The following is a 25,132-nucleotide window of genomic DNA, read 5'->3' as shown; positions in this document are numbered from 1 at the left end:
TCCACTTGCGGCTTTTCCCTTAACATCCAGATCCAGGTTCCCAAGTTCCTAATCGAAGCCTGTACCAGGGTCACGCCACCTGTATGCCGGTCACCATCTGGACAGTAAGCAGGTTTCCTCCAGACTTATCCCGGGATAGTTGGTCCTCCCGGTTTAGATGACACTAAAGGTCCTTACGACACGTTCACGGTGGTTCACTTGTATTCGTCTCCTCTGGTACTCACCTGACGGGATCACTGTCCCGCCTTTTCCCGTAACGTTCACTACCATGGCTCTTTACCACAGCAGCTTACGGTGGTTTGAAGCCTCCACCTGCATGGCGGCTTCGAGGGGCCCTCCCTCATCTTCAATTAAGCATGGCTAGAAGTTTCCTTCTTCGCCTTCTTGGCACACTGCAACTTGCAACTGTTTCAAAGATCGAGATCCTGGCCAGAAGCGTGCCAGGATGACCTGAAGTAAGAAAGACCGTCATTCCGCATAGCCTGCCCTGAAAAGTCCCTGTTCAGTAGCCTGCCCTGAAAAGCACCTGTTCAGGGTCATCCCGTGATGATCCTGCACGGGATCTGGTCTTGAAAGCGTACCTGCAGGCAGCACGAAGATAGGGACTGACCGGCTCCATAAGAATCACTGGTCGCTTGCTAAGTGACGCTATAAGCTGTGAGGGGACGTCCTTGGTCCTTCGTCCCGGATCAAGGACCCGTCCTTCGATAGGTTCAAAGAACTGATCGCGGGATGACTGCAGAGCAAATCGTCTCTTTTCGCCAAACCCCAGACTCCAGACCCGAACCCCCGCGTGTTGTTTCCTTCCCTTCTTTTGTGCTTGCCGATACAACAACTAACACCGCTCTGATGAAACCGACCTGCTTTGGGATGAAAGTTGTGTTGATTTCATAATTGATCTCGTTTAACAGCATCGTTGATGAAGAAAACTGATCATACATAGGAAATATGAATTCATGATATCATATTACTTGCTGGAGGTGATGGCGTGTCGACCAGATTACTTAGGCCAACGGAGAGAGGACAAATAACAATACCAAAGGAAGCGAGAGATAAACTGAAGATCACTCCCGACAGCAGGTTCAAGGTCTCTGTGGAAGGAGATAAGATAATCTATCAGCTGGTGTCGCCTTTCGACATGATAGTCAAGGAGTTTCAGAAAGAGGCGGAAGCCAGAGGCTATACTAAGAAAGAATTGGAAAACGAGCTGGAAAAGGTCAAAAAGAAGCTCTTCACAGAGATTTATAATGAGAGTGATGATTGATTCGAACACATTCCTCTCATGCATTGTTTTTGACGGAATGGAAAGACTCCTCTTGCATACCATGGTGCATTCCAATCATGTGCTTCTGCTGGCAAGTTTAGTGTTTCAGAGGTTGAGAGAGTATTGAGAAGGAAGTTCCCAGGTGTGATCGAAGATTACGAGGATATTCTCCAATCACTTGATGCGAAAATACTGCCTTTCCAGACAAAAGCGAAGTGGAGCAATGTATTGAGATAATCAGAGATGAGTACGATGCTCCGATTCTTGCTTCCGCTATTAAGGCTAGACCAGATGTGTTTGTTACAGGCGACAAAGACTTCTTTGAAGAGCGAGTAAGAGCATTGATCAGAGTCGCAACTACAAGAGAGACACTCAAGCTCATACAAGAAAGCAAGATATGAAGCAAAGCTGTTCTGAGCCAACTCCCCACCAATAACGTATGATCAACCGGTCAAAGGAGAAAGAGCATTGTCGAGACGTTCGTTGAGCTCACATGAAGATGGGAGAGAAGCCAGTCACCTTCGGTGGCCAGTCAGGCTTCGCCTGGCCAGTCTCGCGTTTGGCGAGGCCAGTTCAGCTTCGCGGGCTTAGAAACGCTATGAAGATCCGTTCTCCGTTGACCGTTCAAGATCATGAACCCGTTCACCGAGAAGGTCAATCGAGAAAGAGCATTGTCGAGAGCTTCGCTTCGAGAGTGCGAGAATTCATAGTTGACCGTCAACAGTCCACCGTCCTCGACGAAATGGAGCAGTTGCAAGTTCTCAGTTCCGAGTTGCAAGCTGAATAAGAACCGTTAAACGGCGAACTAGCTTCTTTTGCTCTTTCCGACCCGCACATTGCTGCTCCCAACCCCGGCCTTTTGCTCTTTCTTACAACTTGCATCTTGGAACTTGCAACTGAGCTTTTACAAGCGATCAGCGGGTCTTTGTTCTTAAGCGTACAGCGGATCTAGCTAGGAACGAAGAACAGATCCTCGCTCTGGAACGAAGCACTGGTTTTTCCCTCGGCTAAAGGAGAACTGTTTAACGGCCAACTGATATCGCTTTGCTCTTTCCAATCCCTACCCGCACCCCGACCCCGGCCTTTTGTTTGTCTTACTATGCATGATCTGCTTTCTCTCCTTGCTCTTGTTACTCTCGAATATGGTTTTTCTAGAAGCGAGGCTTCACCTCAAACTCAAAACGTCTTCTCGCTCTCTAGGTTTTCTCGGAGAACCGATAATCCCAGCAACTTGCATCTGGTGGAACTGATTTCTCTCTCTTCTCCGAGGGTGGATCGCCTACAACCACAACTCTCGGTCTCCAATGTGTCTTTATGAATCCCATTAGCCAAACGTGTTGTCCCATGAATGGGTAGAGCACTATAATAGTTTATCCAACCATAAGCGAGGTGAAAAGATGAAGAAGGGATACAAGCTGATCTATCAGTTTAAGATAATGCTTCTTGACATCACACCGTTAATCTGGCGACGAATACAGGTTCCGGGCATCTACACATTCTGGGATCTTCACGTCGCAATTCAGGATGCTATGGGCTGGTCTGATTACCATCTACACGAATTTCAGGTCGTTGATCCGAAGAGTGACGAGCTTGTTTATATAGGGCTTCCTATTGAAGATGATTTCAAGGAGGTTCTCGATTCCAGAAAACTGCGCATTTCCGATTATCTCTCGATTCATAACCGAAAGGCGTCATACCTCTATGATTTCGGAGACAACTGGATCCACGATATTCTTCTCGAAGAGGTTCTCGGTAGAGACTTGAGTGTCAAGTATCCTAGATGCATCGCCGGTGAACGAGCCTGCCCGCCTGAAGATGTTGGAGGAACAATGGGTTATCGTGATCTTGTTGAGGCAATGAAGAATAAGAAGCACCCTGATCGAGAAGATCTGATCGACTGGCTGGGAAGAGAGTACGACCCCGAATCCTTCGATCGGATGCAAATCCACTTTGACGACCCTGATGAACGCCTGAAGAACACATATTAGAGAAAGCAGAATAGGACGTAAGACTAGACCGGAGCTATCGTTCCAACACAAATTACTGATAGCAGTAGTCTCCAAAGGGCCCTTTTCATCGACAAGAAGACATGGAACGGTACAGCTCGAAAACAACTCCGTTGAGATCTTGCCAGGGTGAGAGAAGCCTTCTTCAAAACCGGGCGTTTCGGCTCGAAGCATCGAAGCTGGGCAGTCTCAGAAGGCAATCGACTCACTAAGCAGCTTATGAAAAGCGGATCTTAGAAGCCTTCTCTTTGAAGCTCTCAAAGAAGGACTTTACCGAGCATTCCAGAAGAAAAGCGGCCACTACATACGTAATACAGGGCACAGGGTTTTCAGAGCCCCGAATCTTTCTTCCTGGAGATTCTTCTTTCCGATTCCCAGTCAGCAACTGGTGCGAACATCTTTATATAGTATCCAAAGCATGTTGTATCCAGTTATCCGGTTTATGAAGTTACGCAAGATAGTCCTCTTCGAACTCTTCGATTGTCCGATACTTCTTAACCTGGACGTTGTTTTCGTCATAGAGCAATCTGTACTTTTCCATTGCTTCGTCGAAGGTCCTCGCCGACCGCTGTAAATCGTTGATATCGAAGTGCTTCATCAGATCGATAGACACGCCTTCGTACTCCTCTCTCATTTCATCGTAGAATCGCTGGCAACTTGCGGCCGTCATGAGAGACAAGTACTTGTTGTCGGTCTTTGCGGCAAGCTCCATCTTGTTTCTCCAGTTCGAATAGATTTCCTCGTAACTACCTGTAAGAGCCTACGAATCAAGTTTCTTCTTGCCCTTAACTCTGTACTTGATCTCTTCTATCTTCTCCCCCGTACACCGCAAAAGCGAAGTTGCGCTCTCTTTAATTGAACGCAGTGTATCGGCCTCGATGAGTCGTCTGTAATGACCTGGAAATCCAATCGGTAATTCCCGCATCCTTTCGATCTCTTCAGGTATGTGTCTAGACCCAAGACTTACATATGACTTGTTGATTAGATACATGATCATTTCGATAGAGTTGATCAATTTGGCCGACTCGTATTTGACTCTTCCGGACTCTTCACTCAGAACCAACTCTGCGTAAGTCTTCTCAGCCTACCCGAAATGCATCAATATATTCCTCAGATCGTGTTCATTCAGCGGGCTGTTCAGACGTTCCATAGCTTCACCGCGAAGCTCCATAAACCTCTGAAGTTGCTTGTAGTTACGGTAGTAGACGATGTTCAGGTCCATCAGCCTTGAGATGTATGGTGTCGAGTATTTAGCCATGTCTTCAACCTGTTGCCAGCTCGTTCAGTAGATATCATGAGCAACGTCTCCCAAAATGAAGGATGAACCTATTCTGTATCCTTTCGAATCGTTTATTCAATGAAGAGATCTAAATCAGACTTGTCGTGTATGTCTCCAGTGGCGAATGAACCATAGATGCCGACGAACGCTACCGAGTCCGGGCTGACACGCTTCGATTTCTCAATCACCGCCTTGATGATCCTCTCGTTCTTAATCACAAGAGCCTCTTTGATCTTCTCATCCACAACATCCGCTCCATTCTGCATACTGACTTCACTCACCTGGTTATTGCCATCATAACTCATTCAGCTCCCGCAAGTTAGTTTACAGGACGATTCTATCAAGTGGAGCGGATTTCTGTTGACAAACAATACTGTGCTCCATGCAATCACAGGCGATCTCCAGGAAAGGATAAGAGCTGCTAGATTCATCTGAAGAGGCATAGGGTGGGAACCTCCAGCTGCGTTCAGGTCGATGATGTTACACTTGGAATGGAGAATCTCAAGCAACATGAAAGAGGCGGGGTGTGAACTTTGCTGGGGGCAATTGTCGGCGATATCGTCGGGTCGAGATTTGAGTTCAATAATCACCGAAGCAAGGCCTTTGAACTATTCACAGATGAGTGCTTTGCTACGGACGATAGTATAATGAGCCTTGCCGTTGCCAAAGCGATCATGGAAACTGAGAAGGTTGTTGACAAATCGCGAGAAGACTACAGGCTGAGTATGTGCTATAACCGTCTGCTAAGAGAGCTTACAGTGAAATATATGCAGCAGATCGGTCGAAATTATCCTAACTGCGGTTATGGGGGAATGTTTGGAAGATGGATATTCAGCGCCAACCCTCGGCCGTACAATAGCTTCGGCAACGGAGCTGCTATGCGCATTGGCCCTGTGGGATTCACTGCGCGAAATGAATTGGAAGCGATAAGCCTCTCAAAAACGATAACCTCTGTCACTCACGACCACCCGGAAGGCATAAAGGGGGCTGAGGCGACTACCATTGCCATTTTCCTTGCTCGTCAAGGCTTCTCAAAGCGGGATATTCGCGTCAGGATCTCAAGAGATTACTACTCTCTGGATTTCACAATCGACGAGATTCGTCCATCATATGACTTCAATGAAACCTGTCAGGAAACAGTACCACAGGCCATACAGTGCTTCCTCGAATCAAATTCATTTGAAGACGCCATTCGCACGGCAGTTTCGCTTGGCGGAGACACCGACACAATCGCAGCAATAACCGGAGCGATAGCCGAAGCTTACTACAGCATACCGTATGAAATAAGAACCAAGGCACTGCACTATCTAGACAAAGAACTCCTCGCGATCTTCTTTGAATGGGAAGCCCTCCTGAAATCATAAAAACTGTCGATAGCGAGATTTCGATTTGACCGTGGTAGGGGGTAGCGGGTAGGGGGTAGAAAAGAGCGGAATAAGACGCAAGGCGCCGGAAAGCATCGGCGGACGCAGGGCTGGCGAAGACCACGCCAGGTCGCAATGCCCGGAGAAGCATCCGGGGACGCAAGGCCCGCTTCGCGGGGATGAAAACTCTTGGAGAGCAAAAGAAGCTAGTTCGCCGTTGAACGGTTATCCGTTCTCCGCCGAAAAAACCTGTTCTTCGTTCCAGAGCGAGGATCTGTTCTTCGTTCCTAGATCCGCTGTACGCTGAAAGATCAGTTGCAAGTTCTCAGTTCCGAGTTGCAAGCATAAGAACCGTAGTGCGCTTAAAAGCGGAGAACCCGCTGATCGCTTGTAAAAGCTCAGTTGCAAGTTACAAGTTGTGAGTTGTAAGGGAAAGCAAAAGGCCGGGGTTGGGGGTAGCAATGTGCGGGTCGGAAAGAACGGAATAAGACGCAAGGCGCCTGAAGCATCGGCGGACGCAAGGCTGGGAAGAACATCCCAGGTCGCAATGCTGCCTTCGGCAGGGAGGCCTTCTCAGGTCAACCGCCAACAGTCCACCGTCCTCCGAATCGGAATTCCGGCGAAGATTGTGCAGGGACGTAAAGCCTGACGGTTGCAGATTTCACCCCCGATGTCCTCTGGCAATGCCTATTTGCAGAGAGTCCTGCCCCTCGCTGGAGGAAATCGCCGATCGCCACAGCGTCGCGTGTTTTCTTCACAAAGGAGCCGAGGCCCAGTGAACGATAATATTCTGGTTCTTGAAGGAGTCAACAAACACTTCCCCCTGAACTCTTTCAGAATGCGTGGAAAGGTTGTTCATGCAATGGACGACGTGTCTTTTTCTCTGCGAAGAGGAGAAGTGCTCGCGATAGTTGGAGAGTCCGGCAGCGGAAAAACTACAACTGCAAACGTAATAAGCAGGATCTACAAGCAGACTTCAGGCAGAGTAGCGTTTGAAGGAAGAGAGTTGAGCGGCACCATGTCGCGAAAAGAAGAGCTGAAACACCACAAGAGGGTCCAGATGATATTTCAGGACCCTTTCGCAGCCTTGAATCCCACAAGAACGGTTGGCGGGATTATGGAACGACCCTTCATAATTCACAAGATTGCAAAGGACAAAAGATCAGTAGCGGAAAAGGTCTATAACATACTAATTCAGGTAGGCCTTGAGCCACCCGAACAGTTTACACGGAAGTTTCCCCATGAGCTTTCAGGAGGTCAGAGACAGAGGGTGAATATCGCCAGAGCCTTCTCGATCGAACCCGACCTAATTCTGGCCGACGAGCCCACTTCAATGCTCGACGTTTCAAACAGGATGAGCATAATGAACATGATGCTAAACCTCAAAGAGCGACATGGAGTATCCTTCATATACATAACCCACGATCTGGCCGGCGCCCGTTATATGAGCGACAGGATAATAGTCATGTATGCTGGCATGATCATGGAGATCGGTCCGGCAGAAGAGATAATTAACAGCTCTTTCCACCCTTACACAAAGCTGCTTAAATCGGCGGCGCCAGCCCCAGAAACTGGTCTAAAGCGAAAGCCTCTCATAACGGGAGGAGATATTCCCTCCCTAATCGATCCACCTAGTGGCTGCCGTTTCCATCCGCGTTGCCCATTTGCCGGAGAAAGTTGCTCTCTCGAGATACCCCCTATGAAGAAGATCGGCGAGGATCACTATGCGAGGTGCCTTCTCTAGTCCCGGAATTCTTTTTTTTCTCGGTGACTCCATTTTTAACATTGATGAGACAAACGAAGAAATGCATTCCCTGATTCCGAGCAGCAAACGATAGAAATCTTTGACCGTGCCCTCTAAGAAAAGCAAAGACTAGCCAGTAAAGGCTCTTACCGGCCAAGAAAACCGAGCCAGCGTATCGTTCAGTCGGATATCCTGCGGGTCTTGAGCCAGTTGTACGCCTTGGGGCTGGATTCCCAGACCTGACGATAGTCGAGCACATACATTGCTGCTTCTCTTTCGTCATCCTCCTTCAGTTCTTCGAACTTCACAGATCCCATATCTCTGAAGAGCATTTCTACAATCAGAGGATTCGTTCTCAATGCGCGAAGCAGATATATGTTGGCATCTTGTTTTCTGTTTCTTATTGCACTGATGAAGGCGCGCCCCATAAGAAAATCTACATCTTCCTCTTCCAGGTAGCGTTCCAGCAACCTCTCGGCTTTCATGAAGTTTTTCTGCCTGAATAAGCTGTTGAGAAGCCCGTGCTTTGCATGCACACCATCTTCCCGGTCTATATCGAGAAGCATTTCATAGGTTTCTATTGCCCGAGTCTGATCACCGACCCTTATTCGAAGAAAATCCGCATAGTCAACGATTAGATCCAGCAGAGGCTTGTTGTTCGCACGATCATACTCGAGTGAGTACGACTCCGATTCGATTTCCCCTAATAGAGTTTCCAATTTCGAATAACCGGCTTCCAGAATGTATTGACATTTGTTGTCTAAGCCTATCTCAGTGTACCCATTAGCCAGCATTGAGTAGAGCCGAAACTCGTATGGGTCTCTCGCAAGTGCGTTTTCCATCCGAACAACTCTTTCAGAACTATCCGGTATCGAGGCGAGCCTCATCAATCTGTAATTTCCTGGTGGGAGGTTGTACTCGATTGTGGGGGAATCCCCAGAACGTAAAACGGTTAGGCCAGGAAGAAGAGTCTTTCTCTCCTCAAAAATGATCTTGTGGAGATACTTTGTTGAATGATAGGCTCGTTCAAGAAGACGGGCCATTTCCGTGCTCAACGAGAGATCTTTAGAGAGTACCGGTGGAACTTTCGAATCAGAAACGAACCGATCAAAACGCTTATGGTCAGCCTTCGAAAGCATTTCATAAAGAAGCTTTGCTTTAGATGAATAGCCTACCTTCTCTGCAACAAGAGCTGCTGCCAATCTAGTATTTGAATCGGTTTTAAGCTCTGTGACAAATGAAACCAGCTCCTCGAGTGATTCCGACTTTTCGAGGGATTCCTCATCGAGGAGAACAGAGCACACTCCACACACTATATCTGTCGCTTCTTTCTTTTCCTTGTTTTTCAGAAGCATTCTAATAAATTTCATGATTGGTCTTCCTGAATGAGAGAAATCTGTATTGCGTACAATTTCACCAAGAATCAATGGAAGAGAATCATCAACAATCGAATTCTTCACAATGATATACAGAGGGCTGACCTGGTCTTCACTCCACTCAAGCAGATTTTCCGCGACAGTGGCGGCGTTCCTCCTTATTTGCTGATCCTTATTTATTAGAAGGCAGATAAGGGCAAGTACAGACGCACCATATCCTGCCATCAACCCGGCAGGAGTATCTTCGAAAATATACTGCAGCAGTGACACTTCAACATTTTTCTTCAGACCAAGGGCATAGTGTGCCACCATAGGCTCAATAAGCCCGAACACGACATCGGAATAAGGATTAACGTACTGCAAGTAGAACCTTGGACAGTATTTCGCCAGCCTCAATGCTTGATACTCAAGTTCTTTCTCCTCAGAATCTTCAATATCTGAATCAATTGTTCCGGCATGCTGAAGGAAATACGAAAGCGCGCTGAGACCCGCGAGATAATACCATCGGGCCATTTCAGGTCCTCTGAATTCATTTACCCCCATTGCTTCATAGACCGACTCTTCATCATCTGAACCCGCAGAATTTCTGTTGGAAGCGCTATTCAGATTCTCGCGTCGAAGCTTGTCGCCGATTTTGACGATCTCCTTCGCCGCAGCAAATCTTGTTTCGAAGGAAATGCTTTCGTCCCAGACGAAAACACTCCAATAATAAAGCAAAAACAATTCGCTCTCTATAACCGTCTCATACTCGAGATTGAACACTTCGCATAGTAGCTTCGCGAGTTCCTCGAAGGTGTCGGAAGAAGCCTCATAAAGAAGCTTCTCGCGATCAAAATCCGGCCCGGAGTATTCTGTACCCATCTCCATAAGATCCCGAAGATAGACAATTCTACTCTTCTGATAGGTATTCAAGATAGTTGCCCTCCTTGATCAAGTATCGTCAGAGGCTCTCCATATTCTCTTAGATTTCACAATTCTCTCTGAACTCAAGAAAACCGCCTCTCCCTATCCTTTAGAATCGATTTACCCACTATAACTGCAGCGGTCGTCCTTAGCTAAAATTGTTAAGCCTCATATTTGTGATTTTTGGCTAGTCACATTAAGCAACTGCTTTTTCAATTATAAGGAATTTGAGTCTATCCATCTCCCTTTTCAAGAGTTCAGTTAAGAAGGAACTTTCGCTGAAAAAACTCAGAAACTCAACTATTCATCCATTCTCTTCTGCGTACTCACATAAGAGGAAATGCCCTTCCCGTGAGAGAGGGGTTCACTCATATCCCCTTTGGCCACCTTACTTTTGCCCAAAAGCGTTTCTGAACGAATGGGCACAATTCCTCTAAAATCCTTCCTTGAGGAAGAAAAACGAAGAGCTGGAAGATGTGTTTCAAAGATCAGACGAAAGAGGATAGAAGTGAAGATATGCAGAGTGACAGACCTCGACCTTCGAAACCATCAGTTCGCACCTCTAGCCTCTTTCTTCAAATAGCGCATCGGAACGAACACAATCGGTCCACTCGATCGTGCGGGGTTTTAAGATCAGTTTCTACCTGTTTGCCGGCAATTATTGGTTGTAACCATGGAAGGGTTGGAAAATCGCATTCTCCACCTGGGCAACCGTAAATAAGGCTCTCGACTTGCAAGAAACAACTGCAATCTCAACTGGAGACCTGCTCCAAGTTGGCCATCATGAGAGGGTTTTCGCTCTTCTTCATGTTTCTCTTCAGGTACGAGAGAAAGTCTTCGGGAGGCTGATGGTCTCTGAATCCTTCGGCGATCTCTTCGGTTTCTTTCTCTTCTAGAGTTACTGATACTGTCAGCTCATCTGAAATCAGCCGCAACTCTCTTATTCTTCCCGGAGGCACAAAGCCTTCGAACTCCAGGATTATCATGTTTTCCTCATCCCTCTTGAGAAGTATATCTGCAGTGGTAATATAGTCCTCAAAAGAAACTCTGGGCTTTTCAGAACCCAGAGCGGCGACCGCATAGATCGCTTCCATTTTGTCGATCTTTACCTCAAAACGATCACCTTCTAAACTGGCTTCTCTGTCCTTCAGAAAGATCCCCAATATCACTTTCTCCCTCCTTCAAGCACCAGGCAGCAGGTCAAGATGACCGTATTCCAGGTTTACCTCTGCGAACGGCCTTTCCTCTCTCATACTGGACGATTGCCTCTCCATTCCTACCATTTCAGATTCCACTCTTGCTCACTTCCTCTGCCTCTATCTTCCCCCCTTCTCTGAGCCGCCATCAAGCAAGCACGCTTTCACCTGGAAACGCTTTTCTAACCACGTTTCCCGGATATCAGATACTTCACTTGGAATAAGCGCAGCATTACTAGAACGGATACGTTCTTCTAACCGGACTTTTCAAACAGGACAGACTTCTACGGAGTTCATGGAGACAATACACAACTACATCATCAATATCACGATAGAATTGCAGCTGATTTACAGATACGCAACCTTGAATCGATTCTGTTTGACCATTGCCTGTTCAGTCAGTCGGATCTAGGACAGAAAGTGATGATGAGAACCGAATAACTTAGCGGGAGAACTGTTTTAGATGGAGATCCTTCTCAAGAAATCACTTTCGCGAGTCTACTGAAGCAACTTTGCTTCTAGAGAGCACTGTTAAGAAGAAAGTCGAAAGAACTGGAATTCGGGACAAGTAGCCGAGTTACCTATGACGGGTCTCTTAACAGAACAGATTATTTACGTTTTTGCACAGTTTGCATTCTTTCGGACTAGCCTATCTTTCTAATCGATGAGAATAATAGCTCTAATCGCTGGTCATTGTGGATATACGTTTGCAGAGTTTGTAGATCGATCCTCATGGCATTAGTTTCGTCGACTCTTAATTGCTAGAATCACATGAAGAATTCAGCTTTGCACGATTTGCATAGAAGAACGAGTTAGGAGGTCTTTTTCTGCCAACTCTGAGAGAGATATCGGAAATCACTGGCGTGGCGATTTCAACTGTGTCCAGAGTACTCAATAATGACAGCCGCATAAGCGAAGCCACCAAAAAGAAGGTCTTGAGAGTCGCGAAGAAGCTTGGATACCCGGGCGAGATATCCAGCGGCTGTGGCAGTAAGGTTGTGATGTTCTTCGTTTCCAACCCTCATAAATCAATCGAAAGCGATGAATTCTTCTCAGGAGTTCAGCGGGGGATACTGAGAGGGGCCGGGTCATCGGATATTCACTGCCTGGTTCAGTCGATCAGAAGCAAGAAGAGCTTCGATGAATCTCTGATCCCTCTCGATCTTGTCGAAGGGTTGATCGTGGGAGGCATCCCAATGCCTGACGATCTGAAGACTTTCCTGTCGGCAATGAAGATTCCGGTCGTCTTGATCGGTAAATACTCGGGCCTGGAAAACCTGGCGTCTGTAAACAATGACAATGTCAGAGGCGGTTATCTCGCCGCCAATGAAATTATCAAGTATAACTACTCTACAGTTACCGTCATTACAGGGCCGAGAAACGTCTCGACATTTGCTGATAGACTGGAAGGTTTCTTCAAATGTCTTAGTGAAAACAGTTTCCCAACTGAGCGGGTAAAGATTATTGAATGCAACTCCTTCGAAGAGAAAGATGGAAGAATGGCCATCGAGAGACACCTCAGAACACCTGGAAACAGAGAAGTGATCTTCTGCACGACCGATTGGCTTGCGAAAGGTGTGATTGAGGCTCTACAGGACAGGAAGGTTTCCATCCCTTCAGAGATAGGGGTTATTGGATTTGGTGGGCTAGATTTCTGCAAGATGACCTCTCCAAAAATAACTACCGTCGCACTGAATCCCTATCTGCTTGGAAGAATCGCAGTAACAATGCTTCAGGAGTTGATGGAGGGAAATGCTGAATCAAAGGGAGTTGTGTTTGTGGAACCGTTCTTGATGGAAGGGGAAACTCTAAGGGGGGAGAAGTAATGCATTTCAGAGAGCTAATGGATTCTAAAGGCAGACTCTTGGTAGTCAGTCTTCCCGAGAACAGTCTGGAATACGCAAGGGCTGCAGTTGAGAACGGTGCGGACGCAGTTAAGCTTCACATAAATGTGAAGCACAGGGTGACTGGAAAGGTTCATGTCACATGGACCGACGTCAGAGAGACCGCAAAGAACATCCATTCTGCTCTTGGCTGCTGTATGGGAATCGTTCCCGGAGCGGAAACAATGGCGTCAGAAGAGGAACTAGGGGAAATGAGCAAATTCGGCCTGTCTTTCTTTGACGTCTACGTCGACTACGCCCCTCTATATGTTATGAAGAACGATCTCTGCAAGATGCTGGCTCTTAATCATACATATTCCAAGTCGATGGCTTCATACTTAAGGAAAGTTGGGGCAGATGCGGTAGAGATCTCGATCATCGATCCCAAGGACTACGGGAAAGATCTTTCGCTGGAAGACCTTCTCAATTATTTGGAAGTGCTTGAGCTTTCAGGACTGCCTTCCTTTATTCCAACCCAGAAGAGGATTACCGTGGACGAAGCAGATAGAATTCTAGATCTCGGCTTCAAGGGGCTGATTATCGGCCCGATCGTAACGGGAATTGAAATCGGGAGTTTTTCACGGATTGTCAGGGAGTTCAGCAAGATTACCAGAGACTAACAGGGAGGTGTGGTAATGAAGAAATGGATTTTGATTCTTATCATCTGTCTTGCTCTAGGCTTCACGGCAATTGGCAAGACGAAGGTTACGATTTGGTTTGCAGGTACTACAGAAGCTTTGATGGAGGCCGTAGATGATCACCTGGTTCCTGCCTTCGAGAAAGCTAATCCCGACATTGAGCTCGCGGTTGAGTATATACCTTGGGGAGAGCTTTCCACAAAACTTACAACTGCCTTTGCCGGCGGAATAGGACCAGATATATTCATGCACGGCCAGGCTGCGATCGCGGGATTTGCTGAAACGGGCGTGATAATGGACATCGACAGTCTCATCGACAAGCTAGAGGACCCTGAAGACTTTGGAGGTACTCTGGGTGTTGGTCTTTACAGGGGCAAGAACTTCATGGTTCCTGTGTTCGGTTCGGGAAGACTTCTCGCCTACAGAGAAGACTTCTTCATTGAGAGCGGTCTCGACCCCGACGAACCGCCGGTAACCTGGGAACAGCTGAGGGCCTATGCCGAGGCGCTGACAGTCTATGAATCGGGTAGGCTAGTGAGGGCCGGCCTGGACATTCCTGTATCGGCGATTGATCTTCAACAAGTATGGACAGGCTTCCTGATTGCGAACAACGGCGCTCTCTTCGACAACGACTTCAATCCGACTTTCAATTCCCAGCCGGGAGTGGAGGCTCTAGAGTATTACGTAGGCCTGATACGAGAGGCCAAGGTAGCTTCTGAATACGGTCTTACCCCGATCGGAAACCTTGAGCCGATTGCGGCTGGCACAGCGGCAATGTGTTTCATGAACAACGAATCTCTCGCGGCCATCAAGGAATACAGCCCGGACGTTTACTCCAAGATTCGTCTAGCCTTCCCACCTGCAAGATATGGGAGAGCCGCTTTCTACTCATTCGCGGGTTTCATGGTTTCAAGCAGCACAAAGGACCTGGAAGCAACAACAAAGGCCCTTTCCTTCATGACGTCGAAGGATGCGCTTGTTGCTATAAACACGGCTCTTGGGAGTCTGCCGCCAAGACAGTCCGGCGTCGTGGCCGAGTACATTGCGAATGATCCAAATCTGATGAAGTTCGTGGAAGGCTCGAAGTATGCCTATGGAAATCCAAATGTTCCTTTCTGGGTTCAGGCAAGAGATATTATCTCCAAGTATCTCGAACGTGCAATTATGGGCGTCATGACTCCGAAGAACGCGTTAGACGGAGCGGCCGAAGAAATCAGAAAACTGAAGTAATTACCGAAGCCGGCTCTTCCTAAGGATGGGCCGGCTCATTTATCTCTAAGAGGTGAAGCGTGAGCGGTGCGGGCAGTCTCAAGAGGCGAATAACAGTAACGGCTTTGATATTCATTGCGCCGGTGCTAGTTTACAACATAATCTTCAAAATAGTCCCGATATTTGTCTCTCTCTTTCTGAGTCTAACTAAATTCTCGGGTTTCGGAGAGGCCAGGTTCATTGGCCTGGCGAATTACGCCCGAATATTCGGTGACTCAGAGTTTTGGAGAGCGGTTCTGGTGACTTTTCAGTTCTCAATTGAAGTCCTGCCTCTAAACATGCTGATCTCTCTGCTGCTTGCCTTGCTTGTCAACAGTGGGTTAAAAGGAATCGGAATTTTCAGGGCGATCTACTATCTTCCAGTCATTACTCCTATGGTTGCGGCAAGCATGATCTGGATCTGGCTCTATGATCCTCAAATCGGTATATTGAATTTCCTCCTTTCGCTTTTCAATATACCCCCTGTAAATTTTCTCAGGAATCCAAACACCGCCCTTCACTCCATTGTAGCTATGAGGATATGGAGGGGAGCAGGATGGAACATGCTCATCTATCTGGCCGGTCTTCAGGGGATATCTAAGAATCTGTATGAAGCGGCAGCGATAGATGGTGCCTCGTCTATTCGGAGGTTTTTCAGGATCACCCTCCCTCTACTAAGACCGGTTCATATCTATGTATTGATCGTCGGTATGATCAGCACTCTTCAGTCCTTCACGGAGATGTATGTCATGACGGGAGGGGGTCCGCTGCAATCTACAACGACGGTCGGGCTTCTTATTTACAGAGCTGCCTTCGACTACATGGACATGGGCTATGCAAGTGCAATGTCGTTCGTTCTTGGGATAATAATCATGACCCTGTCCGTCGTAAGTTTCCGATCACGTAGACAGAAGGAGGCCTTCGAATGAGGAAGAACAAGATGAGGACCATATTACTTCTTTCGATCGCGGCAGTCATTTTCGGGTCGCCCTTCTTCTGGATGGCAATCTCCTCTCTAAAGCCAAACGCAGAGCTATTTACCTGGCCGCCTACATTCCTACCGAAGACAATTACTCTGGAACATTATCAGTCGGCGCTCACCACAAGAGGCTTCAGCAACTATTTCATGAACAGCGTAATCGTCTCGCTTGTTTCGATGGCGTTCAACCTCATGTTTTGCTCGCTCGCAGGCTATGCTTTTGCCAGACTTGATTTCCCTATGAAGAATGTTTTGTTCATCCTTCTACTGAGTACTATGATGATACCCGTTCAGGTGACTTTGGTTCCGACTTTCCTTATGGTGAAGTCATTTCCGCTCGTGGGCGGAAACGATATTCTGGGAAGGGGAGGCACCGGACTTCTCAATACATATGCCGGTCTTGTAATCCCTCACATAATGACCGTATTTGGCGTTTTCATAATGAGACAATTCTATATGCAGTTTCCAAAAGAACTTTCGGAGGCTGCAAGGATCGATGGGGCCTCAGAACTGAAGATCTTCAGGAAGATCTTTCTTCCGCTTGGAAAGCCTGCGATGTCGGCCCTTGCGATCTTCACATTCACCCAGGCCTGGGATGATTTCCTCTGGCCCCTCGTAGTAACAAGCGACAGGTCCATGAGGACTCTGCAGCTGGGACTGGAAGTGTTCAAGAATAGGTACACAGCCGACTGGGGACCACTTATGGCGGCAACGACAGTTTCTATTTTGCCCGTTATTCTTATATTTCTCGTGTTTCAAAGGTACTTCACAGATACCGCTTTGAGTTCTGGAATCAAATAGACTGGGAAGTGAAGAAATGGATTTAGTTTATGATGTTGTAGTTGTTGGCGGCGGCGTGGCTGGCGTATCGGCGGCTATTGCTGCCTCCAGGACAGGAGCAAGAGTGCTTCTTCTGGAGAAGGATATGTCATTCGGCGGAGTTCTTACTACTGCCCTCGTAAACCCGATGATGACATTTCACTCATCTGAGAGACAGGTGATAGGCGGGATCGGGCAGGAGATCATTGACAGGCTCGTTTCAATGCGTGGGAGTTACGGACACATAGATGATCCCATTGGATTTGTAAAGTCAATCACCCCTTTCGATCCCGAAAAGATGAAATCATTGCTGATTGAGATGCTCAAAGAGGAAGGCGTGGACTTTCTGTTCAACTCACTTGTCCTGCATGTTTCGAGAGAGGGAGACTCAATCACCTCTATAACAACTGTCAGCACAGGCGAGCAGAACAGAGTGAATGCAAAGGTTTTCATCGATTCAACGGGCGAGGGAAACTTTTCTATACGTGCTGGAGCCTATTACAACATCGGAGACGGAAGCCCTTCCAGCTGCCAGCCGATGACTTTGGTGATGAGAATCGGGGGCGTTGATAGAGAAGAGATAGTGTCTTATGTTACAAAGAACAGAGATGATTTCGTCATAAGTGAGCATACCGACCTGAGCTATCTGGGAATTGCCGGGTTCTTCAGCTTCATGAAAAGGCTTGACGACTACGGAATCTACTTCAAAAGGGACAGGCTCTTGTTTTTCGAAGTCCCCTACCATCCCGGGCAGATATTCATGAACACCACCAGATACGCCGGTTACGCCAACAAAAGCAAAGAACTAACTGAAGCCCAGACCAACGGGAGCACCGATGTCTGGCGATTCATGGACTTTCTCAAGAAAGAGATTCCCGGATTTGAAGACTCATTTCTAATTCAGACTGGCTGTCACATAGGGGTGAGAGAGACCACCCACATAGTGGGAGATTACGTTTTGAGAACTAGTGACTTGATTGATAGAAAAACATTTGATGACGCCATTGCAGTAGGGTCGTATCCGATTGATATTCATCTGCCCGGTTCGGCACAACTGAAGACGATCTCAATTCCTTACCCGGGCGAGTACCATATTCCCATGAGTTCTCTCATACCAAGGGGTCTGGCGAACGTTATCCTTGCCGGAAGAGCTATCAGTGCCGATCATACGGCCTTTTCCGCAGTAAGGACCAGCCCGCTGGCAACTGCAACCGGCATGGCGGCAGGGATTTCTGCGGCACTTGCCGTGAAACATCGAAAGCTTGTCAGAGATGTGAACATTGACCTGATACAGAGAGAGATCGTCGAGATGGGAGGAATTCTTTGAAGACAGTAGTTGTTCCAATGGATGAAAGACCCCCAAACTACCAGCTGGTTTCCATGATTGCAGATCTTAATGGTATTGAGATCGAGCTCCCGAAAAAGAGTCTGCTGGGAAGATACATGAAGCCGGGAGAATGCGAGGAATTGATCGGATGGATGCTTTCAAGGGAGGCAGACAGATTCATAATCTCTGTCGATATGCTATCTTACGGCGGTCTCATAGCCTCAAGGGAGGAGGGAATAAGCGCGGAGACAGCTCTCGAAAGGCTGAGGTCGGTGAGAGAGCTGAGGAGAAGATTCCCGGATGCCGAGATTTTCCTTTCTTCTATTGTCAGGAGAGCGTCGGTCTCAGTTTCATCGGCTGGCTCGAAAGAACTGTGGACCATGCTTAACAAGTATCTGTGGCTCTCGGGCCATGGAAAGGCGGAAGAGGCTGAGACCGTAGAAGATGAACTACCCAGAGGATTTATCAGCAGATATCGTGAACTCCGTTTGAGAAATCACCGGGTGAATAAGGAATGCCTCAGGCTCGTCAAAGACGGCTGTGCAGATCTTCTTGTGCTTGCCCAGGAAGATACCTTCCAGCATGGCCCTCAGGAGAGAGAACTAGACATACTTGAAGGAATCGCAAAAGACTTTGACATCGAAGATAGAGTCTTCATTCATAACGGCGCCGATGAAGTAATTCAGGAGATGATTTGTTACAGACGAGACCAGGAATATCCTGTCGATGTCATCTATGACTCTCCAGCAACAAGGGACAAGGTAATGGATTTCGAGGACCGGGAATTTGGCAAGAACGTAGAGTCCCATATGAAGCTTCTAGGGATGAGACAGTCTTCAGATTCTACAACCGGCATTCTGATCGCCGGTACATCTACAACCGATTCGATTGAGGCTCTGGAGAACCTGAGCAAGAGGAAGCAGAGGGTCTTCATACTGGACGTTTTCTATCCAAACGGGTCCAACCCTTCCTTTGTTGAAGCTTATCTGGGGCTGGGGCTGAAAAACGTCTGGGGATACTCTGCCTGGAATACGGCTTCAAACAGCCTGGGGACGCTTCTTTCTCTGGCTTTGACTTCCGGTTCCTGTGAAGTGGAGAAGAAGGCTCTTGCCGAGTTTTACATATCACGGCTTCTTGACGACCATCTTTACCAGGGGGTTCTCAGAAACACCCTGGAGAGAACGATCGATGAATCCGGTGGCGACGTATACAAGGTTAGCAAGTCCAAAGGACTCTTTGAAAGCTTCAGAGACGATGTTTTCGTACCGAAAGCAGAAGGGTTCCTTGAGAGATTCATTCGTGGGAGGAAACTGGACATCTATGATTTCTCCTCTTCAAAGAATCGGATCTCGATTGAGAAGTTCAGTCTTCCATGGGATAGGACATTTGAATGTGAAATAGAAGTCAAGATTGACTGAAGCAAATCTCTTCTCAACGAGAAAAAAAGGGGGAGCTCTTAGTGAAGAAAAGAGTAGCTATTGTAGGCGCAGGTGTATGGGGAAGAACGCACGCATTCCTGTATAAAGAGCATCCAGAAGTTGAGCTAGTTGGCATCTGTGATCATGACAGAGAAAGAGCAAAGAGATTTGCCGAAGAGTTTGAAATTCCAAATGTATTTGAAGATCATCGCCTTATGCTAGATAGGCTTGGCTTTGATGCCGTATCTGTAGTCACACCGGATTTCGCTCATGGTGAGATAGTTGTCGATTGTGCAAATGCCGGAAAGGATATCCTCGTAGAGAAGCCAATTGCAACAACTAGAGAGGACCTGATCAGGATATCAAAGGCGGTAAAGGTCAACAACATACGGGTAATGACCGATCTTCACAATAGATGGAGTCCTCCCTTTGCAGTCGCCAAACAGATGCTTGATGATGGGGAACTCGGAGACCCGGTAAGCGCCTATTTCAGATTGAATGACGTTCTCTGGGTTGCGACAGATATGCTGCCCTGGTCAAGCAAATCGTCTATTCTATGGTTTTTGGGCAGTCATTCGGTAGATACTTTGAGATGGTTCTTCGGCGATGAGGTAGATTCTGTTTACTCTGTCAGTTCTTCCGGTGTTCTGAAAAACCTGGGGCATGATACAACCGACATTTATCAGACTATCCTAACCTTCAAGAACGGAGGGATAGCAACAATGGAGAACAGCTGGATAACGCCAAACACGAATCCGTGCGTAAACGACATCAAGTTCAACTTCACCGGTAGCAAGGGCATGGTTAATCTTGACCTCAGCAACAACCAGATGATCGAGAGCTTCACTCAGAAAGAGTGCAAACATCCCGATGTACTTGTAAATCATTTCGTTCATGGCAAGGCAAAGGGATTTGCATATGAGAGTATCCGCCATTTCATAGACTGTCTGGCGACTGGGGATGAATTCCTTATAAATCTCGATGACGCCATCAACACCTCGCTTGTCGTTCTCTCGATCCTCGAGTCTGCCGAGAAGCGTCTCCCGGTGAAGGTGGAGTACTTCGCCACAGACTGAGGAAGAGGCGTTCTAGCATCTGTTATTTGGTGAAGAGAATCCCGGAGTTCGACACTTCGCAAACAGGTGAATTCTCCTACTCTTTTGCTCTGGGGAGTCACAGAGATCACTTCAGATAAGTGTGTGACTATGTGTCTCTACACTTAAAAGAGATGCCTGAAGGGCTTGTAACTGTTATTATGTAAGGCTTTCATAGGGTTCTAGCGTCAACTTCTTTCAGAAAATCTCGAAATGTTTTGAGGGAGAACTTCGATCTGTATGAATCACTTGTATAATCGTTCCATTTGATTGATTTTTACGACCGACGCGCTTTGTGCAGATCTCGGTTCAAGAGAGGCAAATTGAAAAACCCTCCACTGTAAGCAGAGTTATTACGATTGCTCTGAGCACCGTGCCAAAGGCACAAAACCTCTATAGCTCGGCATAAAACTTGAGGATCTTAAGTGCCTTTAGTTTAAGCCATTTCGAAGGCTTTCCCTTTTCCTCGATGGGAACAAGCATCCCGTCGTTCAAGGAGTTTTGCATCTTCCAGAGTCCTTCTTTGTTTCTCTTGAGTGAAACGATTTCGATTGCATCCTGAAGCTTGGGATCTTTGATTCTGAGCTCGGCGAATATCTCAAGCAATTCCAGAACATCTGTCTGGTACATCAGGGGAAAACCAAGTCTTAACCAGCCCGGCTTTGCGACTTTCTCCGGATCATGACTCTTCTTGTAGAAACGGTGTTTCAGGAAGTACTCTGCGAGCTCAGCTATCTTCTCGTCTATCTTCCTGTTCCGTTTCTCCTCCGGAATCGCAGCTAGAGCCTTCAAGGCCTGAGCTACGCCCATGTGGCATGACTGCCGTCCCCAACAGGATTCGTATCTCATGTAGACCTCTCCTACGGGTGGTTTATCTACTCCGTCATCCGTCCGCTGAAAGGCGTATATCCAGCCGATTGCCTTCTGAAATCTCTCATCCTCAAGGTAGCCGAGCCTTATGAGCGAAAAAACCATGTTGCCCGTAAGGCAGGGGATTACACCTTCCGGGAGACCTGACAGTCTCTTGGCGCTTCGAGAATACGAAACCCTCCTAGCTCTGTCTCTTGCGAATTGCTCAATATGAATTCACAGGCTTTCTTTACCCCAGGATTGCCTGGATCTGCCCTCATCTCTGCCAGAATGATCAGATTCCAGACGGTTCCGCGATACTTATCCGTGTAGAATCTCTCGGGTGTTCCCCACGAGCCGTCATCGTTCTGGAGGTCGAGCAAAGCAGGCACCACCCCACGCTTCATTATTTCATCTGTCGTTCTTCTGATTCGCTCGAATCTTCTGCATGACCCAGAAGAGAAGTCAACGTCAAATACCTTACAGAAGGATTCTCCTCTTCTAAAGGCCAATCACGTGTTTCTTGCACCACCTTGATCGCCGCCCGGAAATGCCCTATTCGATCATTTTTACGTCCCACATCTAGCGAAAGAGACTTGCATTTTCGGCAAAGAAGTGACCCTCGCTTCCACTTGCTAAAAGGGGAGAGTAGTGAAATCTGCCATCATTTTTGTGGGATCTCGCTGTAGGTTTTTGGCAGACTAGGGAGAATCGACATATCCTACAAAGATAGGATAGTCGAGTTATCCTGATTTCATTACTAATACCGCGAACCCGAAGGGAGCGAGTTCTTCTCATCCGATCCTTCTCTTCAATACTACTTTTGAGAAACCTTAGATAAGGAAAAACCGTTCGCCGTCTATACAGCCTAAAAGGGCCTTTCAAAGAGTTGGCCAGGATCTTATTTTCAAAGATCCTGGCCACAGAAGTCCTTTTTTTTGATTACCTAACATCGCTGTACGTTGGTTAGTGGCAGTGGCAAGAACTAGAGATTGAAAGTCTAATTAGGATGTTGCTACTACTTGACTGCCGGTTCTTAAAGACTTAGGATAACTCTTTCGAGACATTGTGGTCTAAAGCAAAGACGATTTGTCTAGAACCGTCTTCGGATATTGTTGGACGAAAGTCCGAAGTCTTGAGCTGGCAAGACACACTTGAAATCCTCTAGATTTCACTTTCGACACATCTGCCCGGTCCTTGGATCTCTGCGCACATCCGTAATGCACCACAAGAAAATCAGCTTAAGAGATGACTATAAGTATTTGATAGAGTGGTGGTAGGATATGGAGACCGATTTCGAGGGTTTTCGTCAGCCGTCAGATAAAGCTGACTAGCCTTTCTTAAGCGGCAAGAACAGAAGTACACAGCCAACTGCTATTGAGATAACACCTGCCCAAATCGGAATCTGTACAGTTTCTTTCTCCTTCACCTCAATCTATGCTACGCCAAGATCGACAGTGTGACTATCTTTAGTGTATGTGAACGCTCCATACACCAAACCCAGGACGCCGGCTACAACAAGCACAATTCCAATAATCTTAACTACACCCATACGATCCCCTCCAACATTGCCATCAGGCAATTGTCGAGCTGTATTGTCTTTGCATGAATGTTTTGTTGGTCAAGACACTAACAGCTTCCTTAACAATTCACTCATATATTTATTATATCCTAATAACCTACAAACTGTGTGCCTTTTGAATACCCTCGCACTAGTATGAACTGAAAATCTCGTCCTCTAGTTCGGAAAGCTCAGTAAACGAAGATGCTATGATGCTATAGGGATTTAATCAGTATACTCAAGGATTCTGTAAGAGGTTCCTCATTCTCTAGATAAGTCAAATGTATTCCATTCAAATGGTTTACAAAGATAAGATAACCTCTCGGTTCTGATTCTCAAGCTGGGAAGCTAACAGTATGGCAAATACCAATGAGAGCATAGAATGATGATCTGGTATCATTGTTGGGAAAAGAGGTGCTTGATGGAGATAAGAAGAGTCGACAGCTCTTATAAAGACAGAATCGTAGAGATCTTCCTTATGTCATTCGAATACTTCGAACCAGAAGAGAGCGAATTCTTCTTTTCTGATCCCTCGCTATGGGAATATGTATGGGGTGCATTCGATGAGGAAAAGCTAGTGGCCGCATACATAAGCTACAAGTATCTAGCGAAGATCCGCACCAAACCTTTTGAATGCAGGTACGTCGAGGCGGTGGCTACACTGCCCGAATACCGCAACAAAGGTATAACAAAAGCGATCCTCCTTAAAGACATACAGGAGGCTGTAGAAAATGGAGCCACTTTCATAATGCTCGATCCTTTCAAGCATGATTTCTACGTAAGGCTGGGGTTCGGGCTTGGCTTCGAGAGCCTTGAGTTGACTTTCGATCATTCTCTTCTTTCAGATGAACTAAAAGACGACAGTCTCAAGCTAGTTTCCGGCAAGCTTCTAAACAATGAAGAGATGAAAACGTTAATTGAAGAGGCCCGGAAAGTCATGTGGGAAACCTCTCGTTACACCGAGGCGCTGGAAATTAACGCTTGCAGCCAGGAGATATTCCACAAGAAAGATCTCTTCGGAGCCGTTGCCACAGATGGTAAGGGCACACCCCATGGAATGATGATTTATTCCAAGAAAGAAAGGAAGATGGTGATCGAGAAATTCAACTTCACCGATCTTGCCGGCCTTTATTCACTGAAGAGATTCTTGCTGAATCATAGGGACCAGATTGCAACTTTCGAAATGAGGACAATGCCACCAGATTTTCCAATAGAACTCTTCTTCCATTCGAGATGGCAGGCTGGAAAAGAGCTCAAGATGATAGATGCCTCATCGCGGATGGTTAGAATTCTCGACCCGCTTCAGGTTATCTCAAGACTCATGGATACTTCTGTCTCCGGAAGCGTTGTTCTGAAGATACATGACGGGCTGCTTCCCGAGAACAATGTGAAGATCGAAATCGGAGACGGTGTAGCGAAGACAACGGAAGCCGTAGAAGATTTCGAGGTAGAGATTTCGGATCTTGTCCCTCTCCTGGCGGGAAGGCTTTCGCCGATAAGTCTGTGGCGACATGGGAGGATTCGGAAAGGCTCCTGGAAGAACATCCCATGGGGAATCTCAGAAGTTCCTGAGAAGGTTTGCATTCTCGAATCGATCTTTCCCAAAATCGTCACTCATAATGCTTTTTAAGGTACTTTTAGCAACTTAATCTAAAACGGTGATTTGAATGAGAGCAAAGCAAGTAATAGTAGATGAGTACAGTGCTGCTTGGCCTAGACTCTTCAAGGAGGAAGCCGGGCGGATTTCTGCTTCACTAAATGAGCTACAGAAGACGATAGAACATATAGGGAGTACGGCCGTTCCGGGGCTTAGGGCAAAACCGGTTATCGACATAATGATTGGCGTATCTTCACTTGAACAGACCGACTCTTGCGTACCGCTCATTGAAGGAACGGGCTATCTTTACAGACCCGAACACGAGGATTCAATGCCGGAGAGAAGATACTTTGAGAGATCCGGCAGCGAGATAGATTATCACGTACACATGGTCGTTTTTGAGAGCAAGTTTTGGAGAGAGCACATCTTCTTCAGGGACTACTTGCGCGAAAACAGCAAGGCTGCGGAACAGTATGCAGCTCTCAAGAAAGAGCTTGCCGAAAAGTTCAGAGACAACAGAGAAGCCTATACAAATGGAAAGGCCGAGTTCATCCAGGGGATACTAAGACGGCAGGAAGATTGATATT

The 25,132-nt window shown here is 47.0% G+C and carries 23 protein-coding genes; 15 read left to right on the top strand and 8 right to left on the bottom strand.

Annotated features, from left to right (window positions below; genetic code table 11):
- The first annotated feature begins 988 nt into the window (after positions 1–988).
- From RJ60_RS13925 to RJ60_RS13910, 3 genes are all read left to right on the top strand, one after another.
- A complete protein-coding gene (locus tag RJ60_RS13925; protein ID WP_103135145.1) occupies positions 989–1,264 on the top strand; it encodes an AbrB/MazE/SpoVT family DNA-binding domain-containing protein in 276 nt (91 codons plus the stop codon).
- Positions 1,265–1,479: 215 nt separating this feature from the next.
- Complete coding sequence (locus RJ60_RS15680) at positions 1,480–1,665, top strand: hypothetical protein (protein WP_180979974.1); 186 nt, start codon at positions 1,480–1,482, stop codon at positions 1,663–1,665.
- Positions 1,666–2,661: 996 nt separating this feature from the next.
- Positions 2,662–3,252: a plasmid pRiA4b ORF-3 family protein gene (locus RJ60_RS13910; RefSeq protein ID WP_103135143.1), complete on the top strand. Its 591-nt coding sequence runs from the start codon at positions 2,662–2,664 to the stop codon at positions 3,250–3,252.
- A 466-nt stretch (positions 3,253–3,718) separates the two neighbouring features.
- Here the strand turns inward: RJ60_RS13910 and RJ60_RS13905 are convergent, their stop codons facing one another.
- The 4 genes from RJ60_RS13905 to RJ60_RS13895 all read right to left on the bottom strand — a co-directional run bounded on the left by RJ60_RS13905 (position 3,719) and on the right by RJ60_RS13895 (position 4,854).
- The gene (locus RJ60_RS13905) at positions 3,719–3,982 is read right to left on the bottom strand and encodes a hypothetical protein (protein WP_103135142.1); all 264 of its coding nucleotides are present in this window, start codon (positions 3,980–3,982) and stop codon (positions 3,719–3,721) included.
- Positions 3,983–4,030: 48 nt separating this feature from the next.
- Positions 4,031–4,333 (bottom strand): hypothetical protein, encoded by a 303-nt coding sequence (locus RJ60_RS13900; protein WP_103135141.1) that lies wholly within the window; start codon positions 4,331–4,333, stop codon positions 4,031–4,033.
- A 21-nt stretch (positions 4,334–4,354) separates the two neighbouring features.
- Complete coding sequence (locus RJ60_RS15675) at positions 4,355–4,528, bottom strand: hypothetical protein (protein ID WP_180979973.1); 174 nt, start codon at positions 4,526–4,528, stop codon at positions 4,355–4,357.
- 92 nt (positions 4,529–4,620) lie between these two features.
- Positions 4,621–4,854, bottom strand: coding sequence for a nucleotidyltransferase domain-containing protein (locus tag RJ60_RS13895; RefSeq protein WP_103135140.1), 234 nt, complete (start codon positions 4,852–4,854; stop codon positions 4,621–4,623).
- Positions 4,855–5,082: 228 nt separating this feature from the next.
- Between RJ60_RS13895 and RJ60_RS13890 the strand changes: the two genes are divergently transcribed.
- Positions 5,083–5,913 (top strand): ADP-ribosylglycohydrolase family protein, encoded by an 831-nt coding sequence (locus RJ60_RS13890; RefSeq protein ID WP_099830081.1) that lies wholly within the window; start codon positions 5,083–5,085, stop codon positions 5,911–5,913.
- 775 nt (positions 5,914–6,688) lie between these two features.
- Positions 6,689–7,657, top strand: a complete 969-nt coding sequence (locus tag RJ60_RS13875; RefSeq protein ID WP_103135138.1) for an ABC transporter ATP-binding protein — start codon at positions 6,689–6,691, stop codon at positions 7,655–7,657.
- Positions 7,658–7,836: 179 nt separating this feature from the next.
- On the opposite strand, the gene RJ60_RS13870 is transcribed toward RJ60_RS13875, so the two are convergent.
- Positions 7,837–9,945, bottom strand: coding sequence for a lipopolysaccharide assembly protein LapB (locus RJ60_RS13870; RefSeq protein WP_103135137.1), 2,109 nt, complete (start codon positions 9,943–9,945; stop codon positions 7,837–7,839).
- Positions 9,946–10,688: 743 nt separating this feature from the next.
- Positions 10,689–11,105, bottom strand: coding sequence for a hypothetical protein (locus RJ60_RS13860; RefSeq protein WP_099830088.1), 417 nt, complete (start codon positions 11,103–11,105; stop codon positions 10,689–10,691).
- A gap of 854 nt (positions 11,106–11,959) precedes the next feature.
- Between RJ60_RS13860 and RJ60_RS13855 the strand changes: the two genes are divergently transcribed.
- Genes RJ60_RS13855 through RJ60_RS13820 form a run of 8 tightly spaced genes read left to right on the top strand, consistent with a single transcriptional unit; the run spans position 11,960 to position 20,520 of the window.
- Entirely contained in the window at positions 11,960–12,958 is a 999-nt protein-coding gene (locus RJ60_RS13855) for a LacI family DNA-binding transcriptional regulator (RefSeq protein ID WP_308410921.1), read from the top strand.
- On the top strand, positions 12,958–13,635 hold the full coding sequence (locus RJ60_RS13850) for a hypothetical protein (protein WP_103135134.1): 678 nt from the start codon (positions 12,958–12,960) through the stop codon (positions 13,633–13,635). Before RJ60_RS13855 ends, RJ60_RS13850 begins: the two co-directional genes overlap by 1 nt.
- Positions 13,636–13,650: 15 nt before the next feature.
- Positions 13,651–14,883, top strand: a complete 1,233-nt coding sequence (locus RJ60_RS13845) for an ABC transporter substrate-binding protein (RefSeq protein ID WP_103135133.1) — start codon at positions 13,651–13,653, stop codon at positions 14,881–14,883.
- A gap of 59 nt (positions 14,884–14,942) precedes the next feature.
- Positions 14,943–15,830, top strand: a complete 888-nt coding sequence (locus RJ60_RS13840; protein WP_099830092.1) for a carbohydrate ABC transporter permease — start codon at positions 14,943–14,945, stop codon at positions 15,828–15,830.
- Positions 15,827–16,681: a carbohydrate ABC transporter permease gene (locus tag RJ60_RS13835; RefSeq protein ID WP_103135132.1), complete on the top strand. Its 855-nt coding sequence runs from the start codon at positions 15,827–15,829 to the stop codon at positions 16,679–16,681. Before RJ60_RS13840 ends, RJ60_RS13835 begins: the two co-directional genes overlap by 4 nt.
- Positions 16,682–16,697: 16 nt before the next feature.
- A complete protein-coding gene (locus RJ60_RS13830) occupies positions 16,698–18,026 on the top strand; it encodes an FAD-dependent oxidoreductase (protein ID WP_103135131.1) in 1,329 nt (442 codons plus the stop codon).
- A complete protein-coding gene (locus RJ60_RS13825) occupies positions 18,023–19,444 on the top strand; it encodes a DUF4127 family protein (protein ID WP_103135130.1) in 1,422 nt (473 codons plus the stop codon). The genes RJ60_RS13830 and RJ60_RS13825 overlap by 4 nt, the downstream gene beginning before the upstream one ends.
- Before the next feature lie 41 nt (positions 19,445–19,485).
- Entirely contained in the window at positions 19,486–20,520 is a 1,035-nt protein-coding gene (locus RJ60_RS13820) for a Gfo/Idh/MocA family protein (protein WP_103135129.1), read from the top strand.
- A gap of 411 nt (positions 20,521–20,931) precedes the next feature.
- Here RJ60_RS13820 and RJ60_RS15860 read toward each other — a convergent pair whose 3' ends face one another.
- Together RJ60_RS15860 and RJ60_RS15855 are read right to left on the bottom strand one after the other, a co-directional pair.
- Positions 20,932–21,513, bottom strand: coding sequence for a hypothetical protein (locus RJ60_RS15860; protein ID WP_219725900.1), 582 nt, complete (start codon positions 21,511–21,513; stop codon positions 20,932–20,934).
- 20 nt (positions 21,514–21,533) lie between these two features.
- Positions 21,534–21,794 (bottom strand): hypothetical protein, encoded by a 261-nt coding sequence (locus RJ60_RS15855; RefSeq protein WP_219725899.1) that lies wholly within the window; start codon positions 21,792–21,794, stop codon positions 21,534–21,536.
- A 1,575-nt stretch (positions 21,795–23,369) separates the two neighbouring features.
- On the opposite strand from RJ60_RS15855, the gene eis reads away from it, so the two are divergent.
- Both eis and RJ60_RS13800 read left to right on the top strand, forming a co-directional pair.
- Positions 23,370–24,578: an enhanced intracellular survival protein Eis gene (gene eis, locus RJ60_RS13805; RefSeq protein WP_103135128.1), complete on the top strand. Its 1,209-nt coding sequence runs from the start codon at positions 23,370–23,372 to the stop codon at positions 24,576–24,578.
- A 37-nt stretch (positions 24,579–24,615) separates the two neighbouring features.
- Positions 24,616–25,128: a GrpB family protein gene (locus tag RJ60_RS13800; RefSeq protein WP_103135127.1), complete on the top strand. Its 513-nt coding sequence runs from the start codon at positions 24,616–24,618 to the stop codon at positions 25,126–25,128.
- Positions 25,129–25,132 lie beyond the last annotated feature (4 nt).

It is taken from the genome of Mesotoga sp. B105.6.4, assembly GCF_002896535.1.
Taxonomy (GTDB): Bacteria; Thermotogota; Thermotogae; order Petrotogales; family Kosmotogaceae; genus Mesotoga.
This window is presented reverse-complemented; position numbering and strand designations above follow the sequence as displayed.

What these genes read in the sequence shown, in the direction of transcription:
- RJ60_RS13905 (WP_103135142.1), bottom strand. Translation starts at nt 3,982, where the DNA reads ATGGAGCTTGCCGCAAAGACCGACAACAAGTACTTGTCTCTCATGACG.
- RJ60_RS13845 (WP_103135133.1), top strand. Translation starts at nt 13,651, where the DNA reads ATGAAGAAATGGATTTTGATTCTTATCATCTGTCTTGCTCTAGGCTTC.
- eis (WP_103135128.1), top strand. Translation starts at nt 23,370, where the DNA reads ATGGAGATAAGAAGAGTCGACAGCTCTTATAAAGACAGAATCGTAGAG.
- RJ60_RS13850 (WP_103135134.1), top strand. Translation starts at nt 12,958, where the DNA reads ATGCATTTCAGAGAGCTAATGGATTCTAAAGGCAGACTCTTGGTAGTC.
- RJ60_RS15675 (WP_180979973.1), bottom strand. Translation starts at nt 4,528, where the DNA reads ATGGCTAAATACTCGACACCATACATCTCAAGGCTGATGGACCTGAAC.
- RJ60_RS13800 (WP_103135127.1), top strand. Translation starts at nt 24,616, where the DNA reads ATGAGAGCAAAGCAAGTAATAGTAGATGAGTACAGTGCTGCTTGGCCT.
- RJ60_RS13835 (WP_103135132.1), top strand. Translation starts at nt 15,827, where the DNA reads ATGAGGAAGAACAAGATGAGGACCATATTACTTCTTTCGATCGCGGCA.
- RJ60_RS15860 (WP_219725900.1), bottom strand. Translation starts at nt 21,513, where the DNA reads ATGGTTTTTTCGCTCATAAGGCTCGGCTACCTTGAGGATGAGAGATTT.
- RJ60_RS13830 (WP_103135131.1), top strand. Translation starts at nt 16,698, where the DNA reads ATGGATTTAGTTTATGATGTTGTAGTTGTTGGCGGCGGCGTGGCTGGC.
- RJ60_RS13910 (WP_103135143.1), top strand. Translation starts at nt 2,662, where the DNA reads ATGAAGAAGGGATACAAGCTGATCTATCAGTTTAAGATAATGCTTCTT.
- RJ60_RS15855 (WP_219725899.1), bottom strand. Translation starts at nt 21,794, where the DNA reads ATGAAGCGTGGGGTGGTGCCTGCTTTGCTCGACCTCCAGAACGATGAC.
- RJ60_RS13895 (WP_103135140.1), bottom strand. Translation starts at nt 4,854, where the DNA reads ATGAGTTATGATGGCAATAACCAGGTGAGTGAAGTCAGTATGCAGAAT.